Raw genomic sequence first — 19281 nt, 5'->3', positions numbered from 1 at the left:
CCGACGAGGGCCGCTCCCGCGGGGAGCGGCCCTCGTCGCGTCAGCGGGTCAGCTCGGTGGGCACCGCGACCACGTCGACGAAGGCACCCCGCCGCAGCACCGTGACCGGCAACCGGGCGCCGATGGCCGGGCCGAGCATGAGTCGTTGCAGCCCCTGCCCGTCCTGCACCGCCCGGCCGCCGGCCGAGACGATCACGTCCCCGAGGTAGATTCCGGCCAGCCCGGCCGGGCTGCCGGGCACCACCTCCACGACCCGCAGGCCGCGCCGCTGTCCGGTGCGTTCGGTGACCTCCGGCGGCAGCGGCGCCGGCACGCCGGCGACCCCCAGCCAGGCCCGTCGGACCCGGCCGTCGGTGGTGAGCTCGGCGATGATCTGCCGGGTGGTGGCGTTCAGCGGTACGGCGAGGCCGAGGCCGTACCCGGCGACCGCCGTGTTCACTCCCACCACTCGGCCGGCCGAGTCGGCCAGCGCGCCGCCGGAGTTGCCCGGGTTCAGCGCCGCGTCGGTCTGGATGACGTCCTCGATCAGCCGGGTGACCCGCCCGTCCCGGGCGGGCAGCGACCGGCCCAGCCCGGAGACCACCCCGGCGGTGACCGAGCCGGCCAGCCCCAGCGGGTTGCCGACCGCGACCACGAGCTGGCCGATCCGCAGACCGTCCGCGTCGCCCAGCTCCACCGGCGGCACGGTCGTCTCCTCCGCCCGCAGCACGGCCAGGTCGGACAGCGGGTCGGCGCCGACCACCCGGAACCGGGTCTCGACGCCGTCGCCGAAGGCGGCCGCCCCGTCCCGGGCGCCCTGCACCACGTGCGCGCTGGTGAGCAGCAGTCCGTCCGGGCCGATCACCACGGCGGAGCCGGCGCCCGCGCCGCGCGCGGTCCGCACCGACAGGGCGGCCACGCTGGGCAGTACCCGGCCGGCCACGGTCGTCACCACCCGGGAGTACGCGTCCAGCGGCGCGTCGGCCGGCCCGGAAGGGCCGTGGTCGGTGTCCATGTTCCTGACAACGCCGGTGGCCCGGGCGGCATGCCCCGGTCAGCTCAGAGCGAACGCCGACCAGCAATCATGCCGACGCCGAAGCTGCGGGATGGCCGTCACAGGGGGCGGGCGTAGCGGACCTGGGTGGTGACCGCCGGGCCGATCAGGTCCTCCCGTTCGGCCCCGGTCGGCGTCCACCCGCCGCGCTCGTAGAAGGCGCGGGCGTGGGCGTTCTCCCGCAGCACCCAGAGCACTGCCCGCGACCAACCGCGGTCCCGCATCGCCCTCAACGCGTCGATCATGAGCTCGCGGCCGGTGCCCCGGCCCAGCTCGTCCGGTTCCAGGTGGATCGCGTTGAGCAGCCCGGTGGCCGGGTCGTGCTGGTCGTCCGGCCCCAGGTAGCTGAAGCCCACCAGAAGGCCGCCGCGCTCGGCGACGGTCATCCGGTGGTCGGCCCGTTCCCAGGTCCACCGCTCCACCCAGTACCGGCCCATCTCCTCCGCCGTCGGCGCGGCCAGCGCCTCCGCCGGCAGGAACGACGAGTACGCCGCCACCCGGGACCGCTGGTGCAGCGCGCCGACCGCCATCAGGTCGGCCTCGGTGGCGGGGCGCAGGGAGACCGTCACCCGGCCGAGGCTACCCGTCGGGGCGGCACCGGGACGGTCAGCAGATCCTCGGCGATCACCAGTTCCCCGGCGAAGTGCTCGCGGGCCTCGTCGGCGAACCGGCGCGGGTCGGCGTACCGCTGGGAGAAGTGGGTGAGCACGAGCGTGCGTACCTCGGACTCGGCCGCCACCCGGGCGGCCTGCGCCGCGGTGAGGTGGCCGACCTCGGCGGCGAGCGCGGCCTCCGGCTCCAGGAACGTCGACTCGATGACCAGCAGGTCGGCCTGCTCGGCCAGCGCCCACACCGCGTCGCAGAGCCCGGTGTCCATCACGAAGGCGAACCGCTGGCCCGGTCGGGTCACGCTCACCTCGTCCCGGCTGACGCGGCGTCCGTCGACGTCCAGGTGGCCATCGCGGAGCAGCTTGCCGACGGCCGGGCCGGCGATGCCGTACGCGGCCAGCTTCTCCGGCAGCATCCGGCAGCCGTCCGGCTCGACCAGCCGGTAGCCGTAGGTCTCGATCGGATGCCGCAGCCGGCGCGCCTCCAGCGTGCCGATGCCCAGTTCGATTCGCTGCCCGTCGGCCTCGATCGGCTCGACGACCAGGTCGGCGGTCTCGTAGAAGCTCGAGGCGTGATGCAGCCGGTGGAAGTAGTCCATGCCGCCGGCCGGGAAGGTCACGGCCACCGGATGCGGCACCCGGTCCAGGGAGAGTCGTTGGATCATGCCGGGCAGGCCCAGGCAGTGGTCGCCGTGGAAGTGGGTGACGCAGATCCGGGTGAGGTCGGTGGCCGAGATCCCGGTATGCAGCATCTGCCGCTGGCTGCCCTCGCCGGGGTCGAAGAGGAGCACCTCGTCGTCCCAGCGCAGCAGGTAGCCGTTGTGGTTGCGCTGTCGGGTCGGGGCCTGGCTGGCCGTACCCAGCACCACCAGCTCGCGCATGGACAAAGCGGCCTCCCGCCGGACATGAAGCGACCCCCGGGGCTTCCGCGCTCGCGCGGGCCGACTGGACTGGGTCGGCACCCCGGGGGTCGGGTGGCTGTCGTGGTTTCGCCGTACCGCTGCCACACGGTCTCGACGATGGTGCCTGTGCCCGCCTCGCGGCGGACGGGATTTCACTGTCGAGGACAGCGGCTAGCGGACAGCCACCTCACGAGTCCGATTGCTATACAAGTCTGGACCACCTCCTTTCCCGTGTACCGCCACGCTATCCACATCCCGGTGAGCCCGGCAACGGATTTGGATCACAGGCGGATCGGGAATCCGGGGCGCCACCCGATCAGTCCAGGCCGATCGGGCCTTCGCGGGGGCCCTCCTCGGAGGCCGGCTGGACGGCCAGCGACGGGAAGTCGACCAGGTCGCCCTCCGGCTCGGCGTCCCACTCCGGGAAGACCAGCGGGTTCTGCAGGTAGAGGCAGAGCAGCTGGGCCAGATGGCGCAGCCCGTCGAGGTGGGTGCGTTCGTGCCCGTGGGTGGCGTCGACGCCGAAGCCGAGCAGCGCCACCCGGGCGTGCGCGCCCGCCTCGACCGCCGCCGCCACGTCGGAGCGGTAGTAGTCGAAGACGTCCCGGACCAGGTCGACGCCGTGCTCCCCGGCGATCGCGGCCAGGTGGCGCGTCAAGTGGTAGTCGAACGGGCCCACCCCGTCGCCCATGGCCAGGGTGGCCGCGTCCTCCCGGGACTGCTGCCCGGGAGCGACCACCGCCGCGTCCACCGAGACGATCTCCGCCACGTCCGGGTCGAGGCCGTGGCTGGCCCCGTGCCCGATCTCCTCGGTGACGGTGACCAGCAGGTGCGCGGTCACCGCCGGGGTGACGCCGGCGTCGACCAGCGCCTTGAACGCGGTCAGCACCGCGGCCACCCCGGCCTTGTCGTCCAGGTGCCGGGACTTGACGTACCCGCTGGGGGTGATCGTCGGGTTGGCCAGCAGCGCGACGAAGTCCCCGGTGTCGATGCCGAGCGCGCGCAGGCCGGCCTCGTCGGTGACCGGCTCGTCGACCCGTACCTCGACCAGCTCCCAGCCGACGCCCTGCAGGTCGACCGCCTCGTTGTAGCGGTGGCCGCTGGCCTTCAGCGGCAGCACCTGGCCGGTGATCACCCGGTCCAGGTCGTCGGTGAAGATCCGCACCTGGGCGCCCTCGGCGAAGCGGGCGCTGTGCGTGCCGATCGGCTTCAGCTCGAGCCGGCCGTTGCCCTTGAGCCGCTTCACCATGCCGCCGATGGTGTCGGTGTGCACCACGATCGCCCGATCGGCGCCGGTCTCCCGGGGGCCGGGCAGGCAGGCGCTGAGCGCCCCGCGCCGGGTCAGCGTCGAGCCGACGCCGAGCGCGGAGAGGCGTTCCCCCACGTACTGCTGGATGTGGTCGGTACGCCCCGACGGGCTGGGGATCTCCAGCAGCTCGACCAGCACCTGACGCAGGTAGTCGAGGTCGATCTCCAGTGGCTTCGGGCTCACGCGGCACCTCCCGTACCGGCCGGCGACCAGAGCCGCTGCGGTGCCCGGGTGCCGGGGAAGAGCAGGTCGACGAAGCGTTCGGCGGTCGGCTGCGGCTCGTGGTTGGCCAGGCCGGGCCGCTCGTTCGCCTCGATGAACACGTGCTCGGGGCGGCCCGGCGCGGGCACCAGCAGGTCCAGCCCGGTGACCGGGATGTCCAGCGCGCGGCTGGCCGCCATGCACGCCTCGGCGACCGCGGGGTGCAGCTCGGCGGTCACGTCGTGGATGGTGCCGCCGGTGTGCAGGTTGGCGGTCCGACGTACGGCCAGCACGTCGCCCTTCGGCAGCACGTCGTGCATCCGGTAGCCGGCCTCGGCGACCACCTCGCGGGTCATGTCGTCGACCGGGATCGTCGACTCGCCGCCCGTGGCGGCGGCCCGCCGGCGGCTCTGCCGCTCGATCAGCTCGGTGACGTCGTGCACACCGTCGCCGGTGACCTGGGCCGGGCGGCGCACGGCGGCGGCCACCACCTCGTGGTCGATGACGATCACCCGTAGGTCCTCGCCGTCGCGCAGCTCCTCGATCAGCACGTCCGGGCAGAATCGGCGGGCCAGTTCGACCGCCGCGGTCAGCGCCTCGGGCGTACGCACCCCGACGGTGATGCCGTTGCCCTGCTCGCCCCGCGCCGGCTTGACCACGACCGGGCCGACGTCGGCCAGGAAGGCCAGGTCGTCCGGGTCGCCGTTGGCCGTCCGGCCGCGCGGCACGCTGAGGCCGGCCTCGGTGAGGATCCGCCGGGTGACCCGCTTGTCGTCGCAGCGGCTCATCGCCACCGCCGAGGTCAGCTCCGACAGCGACTCCCGGGTGTGCACGGCCCGGCCGCCGTTGCTCAGCTTCAGCTCGCCCCAGTGCGGATCGGTGACCTCCACCCGGATGCCGCGCCGCATCGCCTCGTCCGCGATGATCTTCGCGTACGGGTTCAGCTCGTCGTATCCCTCCGGGGCCGCGGGCAGGAACAGCCGCTCGTTGATCGGGTTCTTCCGCTTCACGCAGAGTGTCCCGGTGCGGTGGAAGCCCAGCCGCTCGTAGAGCCGGACCGCCCCGGAGTTCTCGGCCAGCACCGACAGGTCCACGAACGCGCGGCCCCGCTCGTCGAGCCGGTCGGCCAGCGCGGTGAGCAGCACCTGGCCGGTGCCGGGCGGGGCGGTGTTGAAGTCCACGGTCAGGCACCACAGGCTCGCCCCGTTGTCCGGGTCGGCGAAGACCGCGACGTGGTCCACGCCGGTGATCGTCCCGACCACCTCGCCGGTGGTCGCCTCGGCGACCAGGTGCAGGAACCGGTCGGTGCGAGCGTTGTCGACCAGCACCTCGACCGGCGCGGTGACCATGCCGTTGCGGGCGTAGATCCGGTTCACCGCGTCCGCGTCGTCGGCGTCGCGCAGCGGGCGGATGGTCAGGCCGGGGATCTGGCCGCCCTCGGTGGCGGCCGGCCGGCGCTCGCCCAGCGGCAGCCGATAGGTCAGCGACGGGTCGATGAACAGCTCGTCCGGGAGTCGGGACACCAGCACGTGCGGGTCCCGCAGGTAGATGCAGATGTCCCGGGCGCCAACCGCCTCGGAGCGCAGCACGTCGGCGACCTCGACCTGCTCGGTGAAGGTCTGCCCGAAGACCAGCCGGCCCCAGCCGCAGTCCAGCACCACCCCGGCGTCGTCGGACGGCTGTCGTCGAGGTTCCGCGGTGCCGGGGGCGACCGGATCGCCGCCCGGGCCGACCCGTTCCCGGCGTCGGCCCAGCACCCGCTCCCGGTCGGTACGCGCCGTCCCGCTGGCGAGGGTGTCGGTCACGGTCAGTCGATTCCGTGGCTCTGGAGCCACATTTCCAGGAGTCCGAGTTGCCACAGCTTGTTTCCGTTCAACGGGGTCAGTTCGGCGTTCGGGTCGGCGAGCAGCGCGTCGACGTAGTCGGCGCGGAACAGGTCGCGGCGGCGGGCCTCGGGCGCGGAGAGGGCGTCGCGTACCCGGTCGAGGAGCTTGCCCTCGAGGTGGGTGAGGCCCGGCACCGGGAAGTAGCCCTTCGGGCGGTCGATCACCTCGTGCGGGAGGACCCGGCGGCCGATCTCCTTGAGCACGCCCTTGCCGCCCTGGGCGAGCTTCAGCTCCGGTGGGCAACTCGCGGCCAGCTCGACGAACTCGTGGTCGAGGAACGGCACCCGGGCCTCCAGCCCGTGCGCCATGGTCATGTTGTCCACCCGCTTGACCGGGTCGTCGGTCAGCATGACCTGGGTGTCGATCCGCAGGCCGGCGTCGACTGCGGTCTGCGCCCCCGGCCGGGCCAGGTGGGCGGCGACGAACTCCCGCGCCGGGTCGCCGTCGGTCAGCCACGCCGGGTTGAGCACCCGGGCCAGTCCGGCCGCGTCGCGGTCGAAGAAGGCGTTCGCGTACGTCTCGAGCGCCCGCTCCCGGTCGACCCCGGCCAGCGGCGGGTACCAGTGGTAGCCGCCCAGGATCTCGTCCGCGCCCTGGCCGGACTGGACCACCTTGACGTGCCGGGCGACCTCCTGGCTGAGCAGCCAGAACGCCACACAGTCGTGGCTGACCATGGGCTCGCTCATGGCCGCGACGGCGGCTTCCAGCGGCGGCAGCAGGTCGCCGGTGGGCACCTTGATCTGGTGGTGGTCGGTGCCGAACGTCTTCGCCACCAGGTCGGAGTAGACGAACTCGTCGCCCTCCCGGCCGCCCACCGCGTCGAAACCGATGGAGAAGGTGGCCAGGCCGGACTGACCCTCCCCGGCCAGCAGCGCGACCACCAGGCTGGAGTCCAGCCCGCCGGAGAGCAGCACGCCGACCGGCACGTCGGCCACCATCCGGCGGCGTACGGCGGTGGTCAGCGACTCCAGCAGGGCGTCCTGCCAGTCCCGTTCGGACCAGCCGGAGCGCTCGACGGCACGGGTGAAGGACGGGTCCCAGTAGACCCGCTCGTGCGTGGAACCGTCCGCCTCGTACACCCGGACCGTGGCCGGGGGGAGCTTGGTGACGCCGCGCAGGATGGTCCGCGGTGGCGGCACGATGCTGTGGAAGCTCAGGTAGTGGGCGAGCGCCACCGGGTCGATCGAGGTGTCGATCCCGCCGCCGGCCAGCAGCGCCGGCAGGGTGCTGGCGAAGCGCACCACGCCGGGGTTCTCGGCCAGGTAGAGCGGCTTGATGCCGAGCCGGTCCCGGGCCAGCACCAGCCGGCCGGTGTCCCGCTCGCTGATCGCCACGGCGAACATGCCGACCAGGTGGTCGACGAAGTCGAGCCCCCACTCCGCGTACGCCTTGAGCACGACCTCGCTGTCGCCGGAGGAGAAGAAGCGGTGGCCCTTGGCCCGCAGCTCCTCGCGGAGCCCGCGGTAGTTGTAGATGCAGCCGTTGAAGACGCCGGTGAGGCCGGTGGTGGGGTCGACCAGGGGCTGGCCGCTGGCCGCCGAGAGGTCGATGATCTTCAGGCGGCGGTGGCCGAGGGCCACCGGCCCCTGTGACCAGACCCCGCTGTCGTCCGGCCCCCGGTCACTCATGGTGGCCGCCATCCGCTCCACCGCCGCGACGTCGGCGCGCGCGCCGTCCCGACGGAACTCTCCGGCAAGTCCGCACATGCGAGCCCATGCTGCCAGAGGCTTCTGCAGTCCGCCTGTTGAGCTGATGTCCCCGGCCCTACGTTCTGCTAAAATGCGCGCCGCTCGATGTGGAGCTCTGGTCAGCGGCGGCGTTGCTGCCGCCGGGCGGCCGGCTGACCGAAATGAGCCGGGCCCACGGTGTGACAAACACCGCAGGCCCGGGAAACGGACATCCGGCCGGTCAGCCGGCGGTACGCGCCACGCCGACCGGGCAGCTCAGCCCGTTGGGGCCGTGGTTGCAGTACCCGTTCGGGTTCTTCGTCGGGGCCAGGTACTGCTGGTGGTAGTCCTCGGCCAGGTAGTAGTCACCGAGCCGGGCGATCTCCGTGGTGATCTCGCCCTTGCCGGCCCGCGCCACGATCGGCGCGAACGCGTCCCGGGACGCCTGCGCGGTGGCGATCTGCTCGTCGGTGGTGGCGTAGATCGCCGACCGGTACTGCGTACCGACGTCGTTGCCCTGGCGCATGCCCTGGGTCGGGTCGTGGTTCTCCCAGAAGACCTTGAGCAGGTCCTCGTAGCTGATCTTCGTCGGGTCGTAGACGACCTGGACCACCTCGGCGTGCCCGGTCATCCCCGAGCAGACCTCCTCGTACGTCGGGTTCGCGGTGTAGCCACCCGCGTAGCCGGCCGACGTGGTGATCACGCCCGGGAGCGTCCAGAACAGCCGCTCGGCGCCCCAGAAGCAGCCCATCCCGAAGACGGCGACCTGCGAGCCCTCCGGGAACGGGCCCTTCAGCGAGGACGGCAGCACCTCGTGCCGGTCGGCGACGGGCATCGCGATCAGTCGGCCCGGCAGGGCCCGGTCGGGGGAGATCATTTCGGCCTTCATGCGGCGAAGGAACACGGTGGGACTCCTCTCTCGGCTTTCCCAGCCTGTGCAACACCGCCGGTTCCCGCTTCCTTACCCGCGAGGTCAGCCGAGGGCCGCGGCGATCCGGTCGGCGTACTCCCGGGCCTCGGCGTCGTCGGTGTAGCGGGTACGCGGCCAGAAGAAGCCGCGCAGCCCGTCGCCCTTCGTGCGCGGCACCACGTGGGTGTGCAGGTGCGGGACGGACTGGGACACCTTGTTGTTGACCGCCACGAACGTCCCGCCCGAGCCGAGACCGGTCTCCACCGCGACGATGACCCGCTGCACCAGCCGGAAGTAGCCGGGCAGCACCTCGGCCGGCAGCGTGTCGAGGGTGACCAGGTGGGTCCGCGGCACCACCAGCACGTGCCCCTTGAACACCGGTCGCGTGTCCAGGAAGGCCACCCCGTCCGGCTCGTCGACGACGGTGAACGCGGGCACCTCACCCGCCACGATCCCGCAGAACACGCACCCGCTCACCGGGCCAGGCTATGCGCTCCGCCGGGACGCCGCCGTCCTCCGTCGCGCGCCACCTCGGTCCCAGGTCTCGTCGACTCGTCGACGACGGCGGGGTTCCACCCGCTTGGGCGGGAGGGCGGACTAACGTCTCGGGCATGAGTCACGGCTTCGACACGCTCGCCATCCACGCCGGCCAGGACCCGGAGGCCCGCACCGGCGCGGTGATCCCACCGATCTACCAGACCAGCACCTACGCCCAGGACGCCGTCGGCGCGCCCCGGCAGGGCTACGAGTACAGCCGTTCCGGCAACCCGACCCGGGACGCGCTCCAGGAGTGCCTGGCCGCGCTGGAGGGCGGGCCGGTGGGCCTCGCCTTCGCCAGCGGCCTGGCCGCCGAGGACGCCCTGCTGCGGACCGTCTGCAAGCCGGGTGACCACGTGGTCATCCCCGACGACGCGTACGGCGGCACCTACCGGCTCTTCGCCAAGGTCGCCGAGCGCTGGGGGCTGGCGTACACCCCGGCGAAGGTCTCCGACCCGGACGCGGTGCGGGCCGCCATCCGCCCCGGCACCACGAAGATCGTCTGGGTGGAGACGCCGACCAACCCGCTGCTCGGCATCGCCGACCTCGCCGCACTGGCCGCCGTCGCGCACGAGTCCGACGCGCTGCTGGTGGTCGACAACACCTTCGCCTCGCCGTACCTGCAGCAGCCGATCGCGTTCGGCGCCGACGTGGTGGTCCACTCCACGACCAAGTACATCGGCGGACACTCCGACGTGGTCGGTGGCGCGCTGGTCGTCGCCGACCGGGCCCTCGGCGAGGAGTTGCGCTACCACCAGAACGCGATGGGCGCGATCAACGGCCCGTTCGACGCCTGGCTCACCCTGCGTGGCATCAAGACCCTCGGGGTGCGGATGGACCGGCACTGCGACAACGCCGAGCGGATCGCGGCCTACCTGGACGGTCACGCCAAGGTCGGCCAGGTCATCTACCCGGGCCTGCCCTCGCACCCGGGTCACGAGGTGGCCGCCAAGCAGATGCGCCGGTTCGGCGGCATGATCTCGTTCCGCGCCGCGGGCGGCGAGGAGCACGCCGTGGAGATCTGCAACCGGGCCAAGCTCTTCGTGCTCGCCGAGTCCCTCGGTGGGGTCGAGTCCCTGATCGAACACCCGGGACGGATGACACACGCAAGTGCTGCCGGCTCGCCGCTTGAAGTTCCCGGCGATCTCGTGCGACTGTCTGTCGGCATCGAGACGGTCGACGACCTGCTCGCCGATCTGGAGCAGGCGCTGGGCTGACCGCTGGCTGGGGAGGATGGCCGTGCCGGACATCATGCCGACGACCTGGGTGGGGGCGACCGCCAAGCAGATCGCCCGGGGCGTACGCCGGGGCGACGTCTCCGCCACCCAGGTGGTGGCCGACCACCTGGACTACATCGCGCACGCCGACGCCGACCTCGCCGCGTTCCGCACGGTACGCGGCGGGGAGGCGATCACCGAGGCGGAGAAGGTCGACGAGCAGGAGGACCTGGCCAACCTCCCGCTGGCCGGGGTGCCGGTCGCGGTCAAGGAGAACACCCCGGTCGCCGGCCTGCCCACCTGGAACGGCTCGGCAGCCGCGCGGACCCGGGTGGCGGAGGCCGACCACGAGGTGGTCCGCCGGCTGCGCGGCGCCGGCGCGGTGATCCTCGGGGTGACCCGGATGCCGGAACTCGGCCTCTGGGCGGTCACCGACGACGACACCGGGGTGACCCGCAACCCGTGGGACACCCGGCGTACCCCCGGCGGCTCGTCCGGCGGCGCCGCCGCCGCGGTGGCCGCCGGGCTGGTGCCGATGGCGCACGGCAACGACGGCCTCGGCTCGATCCGCATCCCGGCCGCCTGCTGCGGCCTGGTCGGGCTCAAGCCGGGCCGGGGCGTGATCCCCTACCAGCTCGGCGCGGACGACTGGTTCGGCCTCGCCGAGCACGGCATGCTGGCCACCACGGTCGCGGACGCGGCGGTCGGTTTCTCGGTGCTGGCCGGCCGCCGCCCCGAGAAGCTGGTCCCGCCGCAGCGGCTGCGGGTGGGCGTCTCGCTGCGCTCGCCGGTGCGTGGCGTCGCGCCGGACGCCCCCAACCGGGACGCGGTGGCCGCCGCCGGACGGCTGCTGGCCGCCGCCGGGCACGACACCGTCCCCGCCGACCCGGTCTACCCGACCGCGCTCGGCCTCAAGGGTCTGGCCACCTGGTTCGCCGCGGCCGCCGCCGACGTGCAGGCCGCCGGGGTGGAGCGGCGTGGCCTCCAGCGCCGCAGCCGCCGGCACGTGGCCCTCGGCGAGTGGGCGCAGCGCCGGGGGTACGTCCGGGAGGCCGACCGGGCCGCCTGGCGCGAGCGCTCGGTGAACTTCTTCGCCGACCACTCCGTCGACCTGCTGCTCACCCCGGCGCTGGCCGGCCCGCCGCCGGAGGCCGCCGGCTGGTCCGGCCGCTCCTGGCTGGCGAACATGAGGGCCAACATCCGGTACGCCCCGTACGCCGCGCCGTGGAACATCGCCGGGCTGCCGGCGATCGTGGTGCCGGTGGGCCGCCGCCCGGACGGCCTGCCGGTCGCCGTGCAGTTCGTCGGCCCGCCCGGCTCGGAGCTGCTGCTGCTCGGCGTCGCCGGCCAGTTCGAGATGCAGACCCCCTGGCAGCGGCACGCCCCCGGCTACCCCCGGGTCGGTACGGGGTCGCCGGCCACCGCATGATCGTCTAGCGTGTCCGCGAATTCCGCACGCGGACCACGGGGGACGACCATGCGGTGCCAGACCTGCGGGGACGCCACATCCCCGGCCTTCAACGAGTGCCAGCGCTGCGGCACGCCGCTCGGCCAGCCGGCGGTCAGCCCCGGCGTGCCCACGTACGCGGTGCGCGGCCTGGGCACGGCCGCCGCGATCGCGGTCGGCGCGGCCACCCTGCTCTACCTGCCGAGCGCGCTGTTCCCCGTCGTCGGGGTGCGGGTGGCCCGCTCGGCGGCCGAGCAGCTCGACCGCGACCTGCTGATGGGCGCGGCGGTGGCCGAGCTCCTGCTCGTCCTGCCCTACCTGATGGCCTCCCTGGCCGCCGCGGTACTGGTGATCATCTGGACCTGGCGGGTGCGGAAGAACCTCGAGGCGTTCCCCGGTGCCCTGCCGACGATGGGTCCGGGCTGGGCGATCGCCGGCTGGCTGGTGCCGTTCGCCAACTTCGTGGTGCCGGCGCGGGTGGTGGCCAACGCGGCCCGGGACAGCCTGTGGCGCCGGAGCACGCCGGGACTGGTCGGGGTCTGGTGGTCGGCCTGGCTGGTGTTCACCTTCGCCGAACGCATCGTGAGCCGGCTCGACGACCAGCGGTACACCAGGCTGACCGAGTGGCCCCGCAACGACGCGGAGTTCCAGACGTACGTGCGCTACTACCAGGACGCGATCGGCCCGCGACTCGTCCCGCTGCTGGCCTGCCTGGTCGCCGGGGTGTCGTTCATCGTGCTGATCCGGCGGATCTCCGCCGCCCAGCAGGACCGGATCGCCAAGGCGGCACCGGCCTGGACGGCGCGTCCCGGGTGGCCGCTGCCCGGGATGACGGTCCCGGCGCCCGGCTATCCGACGCAGCCCGTGACGGGGCCGTCGCCGCAGGTGGCGAGCGATCCGACCGTGGCGTCGCCGCAGGTTCCCCCGGGGGCGGGTGGCACGATCGGGGCATGACGGAACTGGTCGGTCTCGCCGACGTACAGGCCGCGCGGGAACTGCTCGCCGGCGTCACCCGGACCACCCCGCTGGAGCCTTCCCGGCCGCTCAGTGCCGTGCTGGGCGGGCCGGCGTGGCTGAAGTGCGAGAACATGCAGCGCGCCGGGTCGTACAAGGTGCGCGGGGCGTACGTGCGGATCTCCCGGCTCTCCGCCGAGGAGCGGGAACGCGGCGTGGTCGCGGCGAGCGCCGGCAACCACGCGCAGGGGGTGGCGCTCGCCGCCGGCCTGGTCGGCACCCACGCCACGGTCTTCATGCCGGTCAACGCGCCGCTGCCCAAGGTGTCCGCCACCAAGGGGTACGGCGCCACGGTCGAGCTGGCGGGCAACACGGTGGACGAGTCGCTGGTGGCGGCGCAGACCTTCGCCGAGCGGACCGGGGCGGTGTTCATCCACCCGTTCGACCACGCGGACGTCATCGCCGGCCAGGGCACGGTGGCGCTGGAGATCCTCGAACAGTGCCCGGACGTGAAGACGATCGTCACCGGGGTGGGCGGCGGTGGCCTGATCTCCGGGATGGCGGTGGCCGCCAAGGCGCTGCGTCCCGAGGTACGCGTGATCGGGGTGCAGGCGGCGACCGCCGCCGCCTTTCCACCCTCGCTCAAGGCCGGCGAGCCGGTCCGCCTGCCGTCGTTCTCCACGATCGCCGACGGCATCGCGGTCGGTCGTCCCGGCGAGCTGACCTTCGCCCACGTCCGCAAGCTGGTCGACGAGATCGTCACCGTCTCCGAGGAGGACATCTCCCGGGCGCTGCTGATGCTGCTGGAACGCGGCAAGCAGGTGGTGGAGCCGGCCGGCGCGGTCGGGGTGGCCGCGCTGCTGGCCGGGGCGGTCGAGGTGGAGGCGCCGGTGGTGGCGGTGCTCTCCGGCGGCAACATCGACCCGCTGCTCATGCTCCGGGTGATCGAGCACGGCCTGGCCGCCGCCGGCCGCTACCTGCGGGTCACCGTCCGCTGCACGGACCGACCGGGTCAGCTCGCCTCCCTGCTCACCGAGATCGCCGAGCATCGGGCCAACGTGGTGGACGTGGAGCACCAGCGGGCGAACCCGCACCTGCGCCTCGGTGAGGTGGAGGTGGCGCTCTCGGTGGAGACCCGCGGCGTGGAGCACTCGGACAAGCTGATCAGTGCCCTGCGGGCCAGCGGTTACCAGGTGGTGTTCGCCGCCGAGTCGTGATCCCCGGCCGGGCCCGCGACGACGCGACCGCCCCGGCCGGCGGGCCGGGGCGGTCGGGTGTGGCCCGGGTCCGAGGAGCCTGTCAGCCTCGGTCGGGTTCGGACCCGAGCCGGCCGGCGCGGGTCCGGATGGCTCTCAGCCGGAGAACGGCTCGAACTTGACGACCGTCACCTTGATGTCGGCGCCACTCGGTGCCTTGTAGGTGCAGGTCTGGCCTGACTTGCCGCCCAGGATCGCCTTGCCGAGCGCGGACTCGGGACTGTAGACGGTCAGGTCGGTGGTGGAGGCGATCTCGCGGGAGCCGAGCAGGAAGGTCTCCGTGTCGTCGGCGTCGTCGTCGAAGTAGATCGTCACGACCATGCCCGGCGACACCGCGTCGGCGGCCGGGGCCTCGCCGACCTTGGCCGTGCGGAGCAGCTCCTTCAGGTAGAGGATGCGCCCCTCGGCCTTGCCCTGCTCCTCGCGGGCGGCGTGGTAGCCGCCGTTCTCCCGCAGGTCGCCCTCCTCGCGCCGGGCGTTGATCTCGGCGGCGATGACCGGTCGGTTGGCGATCAGCTCGTCGAGCTCGCCCTGGAGGCGGTCGTAAGCGTCCTGGGACAGCCAGGTGGCGGGCGCCTCGTTGCCATTGGTGGACACAGGCGGTCTCCTCGGTTGGTGCGGACTGGCTGACAGGTGAACTACCAAGTTACCAGTGCCGGACACGTCAGGGTGTCGCCGATCACCCCCGGTGCCGGCGGTGGGACCGGGGGTGCGCGTGGGGCCAGGTGGGCCCGGGTGGGGTCAGCCGGCCGGCCGGCAGCGCAGCACCTCGCCGATGAACGGGCGGGCCGTGGTGGGCACCGCGTGCCGGGCGGTGACGTGCCGCTGGCCGGGGCGGGCGGTCACGGTGGCCTCGGCGTGTCCCACCTCGGCGCCGTCGTGCGACCGGGCCCGCAGCAGGCAGGTCGCCGCACCGCCCGCTGGCACGGTGACCCGGAAGTCGACCACCACCCGGGAGTCGGTGATCCCGGTGTAGGTGATCACCTCGGCCCGGTACTCGGGATCGCCGTACTGGGTGTAGAGCTTGGCGGCGACCAGCCCGAAGGCCGCCAGCAGCACGGCCGCCAGCAGGACCAGCGGGAGCGGACGGCGGCGCCCCGGCTCCCGGCGACGGCCGTAGCGGCCGGGCGGGAAGACCGGCGTGCCCGGTGCGATTGTGGCGTGCGTCTCGCTCACCGGCGGGTATCTCCTGGCGTTGTTGTCGGCGGCATCGGCAAGAATGGCAGAGTCCATCTTCCCAGCCCGGCGCTGAGTCAAGGATGGCAGGTCGGCGAAGCCGCCGACCGGCCAGCACGGGGGCTTTCGCGGGCGCGGGGGGGAGATTTCCGGCAGTCAGCCGGTCCGGCCTCGGCTGGGTCCGGCCGGTCGGCACAGACGAGGAGCGCCGAAGGTGGCCCAGCAGCTGCGTCTCATGGCGGTGCACGCCCATCCCGACGACGAGTCGAGCAAGGGTGCCGCGACCACCGCGAAATACGTCGCCGAGGGGGTCGATGTCCTGGTCGTCACCTGCACGGGTGGCGAGCGGGGGAGCGTGCTCAACCCGAAGATGGACCGCCCGGACGTCTGGGCCAACATCGCCGAGATCCGCCGCGCCGAGATGGACGCCGCCCGGGCGATCCTCGGCATCGAGCAGGCCTGGCTCGGCTTCGTCGACTCCGGGCTGCCGGAGGGCGACCCGCTGCCGCCGCTGCCCGAGGGGTGCTTCGCGCTCCAGGACGTCGAGGTCGCCGCGGCCCCGCTGGTGCGGCTGATGCGCCAGTTCCGCCCGCACGTCGTCACCACGTACGACGAGGAGGGTGGCTACCCGCACCCCGACCACATCATGACCCACAAGGTGACCGTCGCCGCCTTCGAGGCCGCGGGCGACCCGGAGCGCCACCCCGAGCTCGGCGAGCCCTGGCAGCCGCTGAAGCTCTACTACGACATCGGCTTCTCCAAGGGCAAGATCACGGCGCTGCACGAGGCCATGCTCGAGGCCGGCGTGGAGTCGCCGTACGAGGAGTGGCTCAAGCGCTGGGAGGACCGCCCCGACAGGGGCCCCCGGATCACCACCCGGGTGGAGTGCGCCGAATACTTCCCGGTCCGCGACGACGCCCTGCGTGCCCACGCGACCCAGATCGACCCGGACGGCTTCTGGTTCCAGGTGCCGATGGAGCGGCAGCGGCGCGCCTGGCCGACGGAGGACTACCAGCTCGCCCGATCGCTGGTGGACAGCCCGCTGCCCGAGTCCGACCTCTTCGCCGGGGTCCGGGAGACGGCGCATGCCCGCTGATCCGGCGGGGGGCTACCCTGGTGGTCAGTCGCACATCGGAGGAACACCATGCTGACCACCGCCCAGGTGCTCGCGGAGAACAACTTCGGTGACACCCGTACGGGTGGTCTGGCCGGCCCGATGGGCCTCTTCCTCATCGTTGCGCTGGCCACCGTCACCATCCTGCTGATCCGCAACATGAACGCCCGGCTGCGCCGGCTGCCCGACCGGTTCCCGCCGCAGCCCGGTCCGGCCGACCAGGGTCGGACCGACGCGACGGTCGCCGATCCGACAGACGGGACCGCCTCGCAGGAATCACCCTCAGACGCTCCCAACGGCTCCTAGCAGCGCCGTAACGGGTAGTCGGTGCGTGAATCACGTCGAAGCCGGTCGTCGCCCCCTGTTGCGGCCACCGGCTTTGGCTTAGCCTTCCGCCGGGGGACCGAAAGTCCCTGAGCCGTGCGCGGAAGGGGGGCGCCGATGTCCGTGGCAGCCGTGGCCCCCCGCCGTGCCCTCGGACCGGTGCACGGGGTGGGCCCGTGACCTCCGGCAGGGACGGTCAACGCCCGGACCGGCTCGGCCTGCGTGGCACGCCGACCGGGGTCCTCCTGGTGACCGCCGCCGTCGGGGTCACCGCCCTGCTGGCCACCCTGGTCGGGCTCACCGTCCCCGCGTCCCTCCCGCCGGACGACCCGCTGCCGCCGCCCGTCCGGTTCGGCCTCGCGGTCGCCGCGTTCGCCGTGGCCCAGCTCGCCCGCCTGCGGTTCCGGACGGCCGCCGGGATGGTCAGCATCACCTGGGGCGAGGCCGCCCTCATCGTCTGCCTCTATCTCGTACCGGCCGGCTGGCTGCCGGCCGCGGCCCTGCTCGGCGCCGGGGCCGCCTGGACCACGATGTCCCTGCTCGCCGACCGCCGGCCGGTGCTGGAACTGGTCCGGATCATCGCCTCCCTGACCGCCGCCACCGCCCTCGCCGCCGCGGTGGCCAACGCCCTCGGCCGGCCGCTGCTCGCCGCGCCGACCCCGGAACTCGCCCTCGCGCTGATCGCCGGCTCGGTGACCTACCTGCTCACCACCGCCTGGCTGGGCGGTGCGAGCCTCGCGCTGCAGCACGGCATCCCGATCGGTCCGCCGCTGTTCGCCGCGCTCCGCGGCAAGCAGCTCATGTTCGTCGGCAACGTGGCGGTCGGCCTGGTGGTGGTCACGCTGCTGGAGCTGGACGTCCGCTGGCTGCTGCTGCTCCCGCCGCCGCTCTGGCTGCTTCAACAGACCTACCGGCACCGGCTCCGGGCCGACCAGGAGCGACGCACCTGGCGGGCGTTCGCCGAGGCCACCGCCGCACTCAACCAGCTCGACGAGCGTGGTGTCGCGACCGCCGCGGCGACCGGGGCGCTCGCGCTCTTCGGCGCGGAGCTGGTCGAGGTGGACGTCGCCCGGGGCGACGGCCGGTGGCGTCGCTACCGGGCGGACACCGGCGGTCAGGTCCGCGACCGCGAGGTGTCGCCCCCGTCGCCCAGTGGGTCGGGCGACCACGAGCTGGTGCGGTCGCTCACCGTGGGCAGCGCCGAGGTGGGCCAGCTGCGGGTCCACTTCTCCCGGTCCGCCCCGCCGACCAACCGGGAACGGGACGGCGTCGCCGCGTTCGGCGACGCCCTGGCCGCCGCCCTGCACGACGCCGCCACCCACCGCGAGCTGCGGCTGGTCACCGCCCGTTCGTCGTACGACGCGGTGCACGATCAGCTCACCGGTCTGCTCAACCGGGCCGCCATGCTCACCAAGGGCGACCAGGCGCTGCGGCAGCTCGCCCACGACCACCCGGTGGCGCTGCTGCTGCTCGACGTCAACCAGTTCAAGGAGGTCAACGACACCCTGGGCCACGCGGCGGGGGACCAGCTGCTGCGGCTGACGGCGAACCGGCTGGCCGCCCTGGCCCGCCCCGGCGACCTGCTCGGCCGGCTCGGTGGTGACGAGTTCGCCCTGCTGCTGACCACGGTCCCGGTGGTAGACGCCCGGACCGCCCCGATCGCGTACGCGTTGCGGCAGGCCCGGGAGATCGCCGAGCGGCTCGCCGCGCCGACCGAGGTGGCCGGGGTGCGGATGTCCGTCGAGGTGGCGGTCGGGGTGGTGGTCGCCGACGCGGGCACCGCGGACATGACCGAGCTGCTGCGCCGGGCCGACATCGCGATGTACCAGGCGAAGGAGGGTGGCGGCAGCGTCGCCGCGTACGACAGCTCCCGCGACGCGGCGAGCACCGACCACCTGGCGCTCCTCGCCGAGCTGCGGGAGGCGCTGGAGGCCGATGACCAGCTGGTGCTGGCGTTGCAGCCGGCGGTGGACCTCGCCACCGGCGCCCCGACCGGGGTGGAGGCGCTGATCCGCTGGCAGCACCCCCGCCGCGGGTGGCTCGGCCCGGCCGACTTCATCCGGCCCGTGGAGAACAGCGAGCAGCTCGGCGCCTTCACCCGGTACGTGCTGGACAAGGCGCTCGCGGTGGCGGCGAGCTGGGCCCGTGAGGGGCTGGAGGTGCCGATCTCGGTGAACCTCTCGGCGCGCAGCCTGCTCGACCCGCGGCTGCCCGGGGAGATCGGCGACGCGCTGCGCCGGCACCAGGTCCCGCCGAACCGGCTGGTCCTGGAGATCACCGAGACGGTGGTGATGAGCGAGCTGGAGGTCATCGACGAGGTGCTGGCCACCCTACGGTCGATGGGGGTGCAGCTCGCCGTCGACGACTTCGGCACCGGGTTCTCGTCGCTGACCTTCCTGACCCGGATCGCCGTGGACGAGCTGAAGGTCGATCGCTCCTTCGTGATCCGGATGGCCGAGTCCCCGGAGGCGGCGGCGATCGTCCGGACCACCGTCGGGCTCGCCCACGAGCTGGGGCTGCGGGTGGTGGCCGAGGGGGTGGAGACCGCCGAGCAGCGGGCCGCCCTGGCGGAGCTGGGCTGCACCGCCGCGCAGGGCTACCACTTCTTCAAGCCGATGCCGGCGGACAAGATCGGGGCGGTGCTGGGGTCGTTGCGCGACAACGCCCAGGGCAACGTCTTCCCGCTCCGCGTCGACGGCGCCTCCTGAGCGGCCCGCGCCGCCGGATGGTGACCCGGCTG

The 19281-nt window shown here is 73.4% G+C and carries 17 protein-coding genes; 7 read left to right on the top strand and 10 right to left on the bottom strand.

Translation table 11 applies throughout. From position 1 onward, the window contains the following. Positions 1-40 precede the first annotated feature (40 nt). The 8 genes from ACFYOS_RS03175 to ACFYOS_RS03140 form a co-directional block, all read right to left on the bottom strand. On the bottom strand, positions 41-994 hold the full coding sequence (locus ACFYOS_RS03175; protein WP_387135556.1) for a S1C family serine protease: 954 nt from the start codon (positions 992-994) through the stop codon (positions 41-43). Positions 995-1092: 98 nt separating this feature from the next. Continuing rightward, the gene (locus tag ACFYOS_RS03170; RefSeq protein ID WP_387135554.1) at positions 1093-1602 is read right to left on the bottom strand and encodes a GNAT family N-acetyltransferase; all 510 of its coding nucleotides are present in this window, start codon (positions 1600-1602) and stop codon (positions 1093-1095) included. Continuing rightward, positions 1599-2528, bottom strand: coding sequence for a ribonuclease Z (locus ACFYOS_RS03165; protein ID WP_387135552.1), 930 nt, complete (start codon positions 2526-2528; stop codon positions 1599-1601). The genes ACFYOS_RS03170 and ACFYOS_RS03165 overlap by 4 nt, the downstream gene beginning before the upstream one ends. 331 nt (positions 2529-2859) lie before the next feature. After that, positions 2860-4035, bottom strand: coding sequence for an osmoprotectant NAGGN system M42 family peptidase (locus ACFYOS_RS03160; protein WP_387135550.1), 1176 nt, complete (start codon positions 4033-4035; stop codon positions 2860-2862). Beyond that, positions 4032-5858, bottom strand: a complete 1827-nt coding sequence (ngg, locus tag ACFYOS_RS03155; RefSeq protein WP_387135548.1) for an N-acetylglutaminylglutamine synthetase — start codon at positions 5856-5858, stop codon at positions 4032-4034. The genes ACFYOS_RS03160 and ngg overlap by 4 nt, the downstream gene beginning before the upstream one ends. 2 nt (positions 5859-5860) lie before the next feature. Then, the gene (locus tag ACFYOS_RS03150; protein WP_387135545.1) at positions 5861-7645 is read right to left on the bottom strand and encodes an N-acetylglutaminylglutamine amidotransferase; all 1785 of its coding nucleotides are present in this window, start codon (positions 7643-7645) and stop codon (positions 5861-5863) included. A 202-nt stretch (positions 7646-7847) separates the two neighbouring features. Continuing rightward, positions 7848-8510, bottom strand: a complete 663-nt coding sequence (gene msrA, locus ACFYOS_RS03145) for a peptide-methionine (S)-S-oxide reductase MsrA (RefSeq protein WP_387135542.1) — start codon at positions 8508-8510, stop codon at positions 7848-7850. Between the two features lie 69 nt (positions 8511-8579). Then, the gene (locus ACFYOS_RS03140; RefSeq protein WP_387135539.1) at positions 8580-8993 is read right to left on the bottom strand and encodes an HIT family protein; all 414 of its coding nucleotides are present in this window, start codon (positions 8991-8993) and stop codon (positions 8580-8582) included. Between the two features lie 134 nt (positions 8994-9127). On the opposite strand from ACFYOS_RS03140, the gene ACFYOS_RS03135 reads away from it, so the two are divergent. The 4 genes from ACFYOS_RS03135 to ilvA are packed head-to-tail and all read left to right on the top strand — an operon-like array spanning position 9128 to position 13888. Further along, complete coding sequence (locus ACFYOS_RS03135; RefSeq protein ID WP_387135536.1) at positions 9128-10270, top strand: cystathionine gamma-synthase; 1143 nt, start codon at positions 9128-9130, stop codon at positions 10268-10270. A 16-nt stretch (positions 10271-10286) separates the two neighbouring features. Then, a complete protein-coding gene (locus tag ACFYOS_RS03130) occupies positions 10287-11699 on the top strand; it encodes an amidase (protein WP_387135533.1) in 1413 nt (470 codons plus the stop codon). A gap of 48 nt (positions 11700-11747) precedes the next feature. After that, positions 11748-12671, top strand: a complete 924-nt coding sequence (locus tag ACFYOS_RS03125) for a DUF4328 domain-containing protein (RefSeq protein WP_387135529.1) — start codon at positions 11748-11750, stop codon at positions 12669-12671. Further along, entirely contained in the window at positions 12668-13888 is a 1221-nt protein-coding gene (gene ilvA / locus ACFYOS_RS03120; RefSeq protein ID WP_387135526.1) for a threonine ammonia-lyase, read from the top strand. The genes ACFYOS_RS03125 and ilvA overlap by 4 nt, the downstream gene beginning before the upstream one ends. Positions 13889-14023: 135 nt before the next feature. On the opposite strand, the gene greA is transcribed toward ilvA, so the two are convergent. Both greA and ACFYOS_RS03110 read right to left on the bottom strand, forming a co-directional pair. Beyond that, entirely contained in the window at positions 14024-14524 is a 501-nt protein-coding gene (gene greA / locus ACFYOS_RS03115) for a transcription elongation factor GreA (RefSeq protein ID WP_387135523.1), read from the bottom strand. Positions 14525-14668: 144 nt separating this feature from the next. Continuing rightward, positions 14669-15103 (bottom strand): DUF4307 domain-containing protein, encoded by a 435-nt coding sequence (locus ACFYOS_RS03110; RefSeq protein ID WP_387135519.1) that lies wholly within the window; start codon positions 15101-15103, stop codon positions 14669-14671. Between the two features lie 214 nt (positions 15104-15317). On the opposite strand from ACFYOS_RS03110, the gene mca reads away from it, so the two are divergent. The 3 genes from mca to ACFYOS_RS03095 all read left to right on the top strand — a co-directional run bounded on the left by mca (position 15318) and on the right by ACFYOS_RS03095 (position 19249). Next, positions 15318-16199, top strand: coding sequence for a mycothiol conjugate amidase Mca (mca, locus tag ACFYOS_RS03105; RefSeq protein ID WP_387135517.1), 882 nt, complete (start codon positions 15318-15320; stop codon positions 16197-16199). 48 nt (positions 16200-16247) lie between these two features. Further along, positions 16248-16523, top strand: a complete 276-nt coding sequence (locus ACFYOS_RS03100) for a hypothetical protein (RefSeq protein ID WP_387135514.1) — start codon at positions 16248-16250, stop codon at positions 16521-16523. 194 nt (positions 16524-16717) lie between these two features. Next, complete coding sequence (locus ACFYOS_RS03095) at positions 16718-19249, top strand: putative bifunctional diguanylate cyclase/phosphodiesterase (RefSeq protein WP_387135511.1); 2532 nt, start codon at positions 16718-16720, stop codon at positions 19247-19249. The last annotated feature ends 32 nt before the right edge of the window (positions 19250-19281 follow it).

Origin of the sequence: Micromonospora sp. NPDC005806, from assembly GCF_042871425.1 — a bacterium.
Taxonomy (GTDB): domain Bacteria; phylum Actinomycetota; class Actinomycetes; order Mycobacteriales; family Micromonosporaceae; genus Micromonospora.
Note: the sequence above shows the minus strand (reverse complement) of the source record. Positions and strands in the feature narration are given on the sequence as shown.

Coding starts and splice junctions, on each gene's coding strand:
- ACFYOS_RS03150 (WP_387135545.1), bottom strand. CDS start 7,645: ATGTGCGGACTTGCCGGAGAGTTCCGTCGGGACGGCGCGCGCGCCGAC.
- ilvA (WP_387135526.1), top strand. CDS start 12,668: ATGACGGAACTGGTCGGTCTCGCCGACGTACAGGCCGCGCGGGAACTG.
- ACFYOS_RS03100 (WP_387135514.1), top strand. CDS start 16,248: ATGCTGACCACCGCCCAGGTGCTCGCGGAGAACAACTTCGGTGACACC.
- ACFYOS_RS03130 (WP_387135533.1), top strand. CDS start 10,287: ATGGCCGTGCCGGACATCATGCCGACGACCTGGGTGGGGGCGACCGCC.
- ACFYOS_RS03175 (WP_387135556.1), bottom strand. CDS start 994: ATGGACACCGACCACGGCCCTTCCGGGCCGGCCGACGCGCCGCTGGAC.
- ACFYOS_RS03125 (WP_387135529.1), top strand. CDS start 11,748: ATGCGGTGCCAGACCTGCGGGGACGCCACATCCCCGGCCTTCAACGAG.
- ACFYOS_RS03135 (WP_387135536.1), top strand. CDS start 9,128: ATGAGTCACGGCTTCGACACGCTCGCCATCCACGCCGGCCAGGACCCG.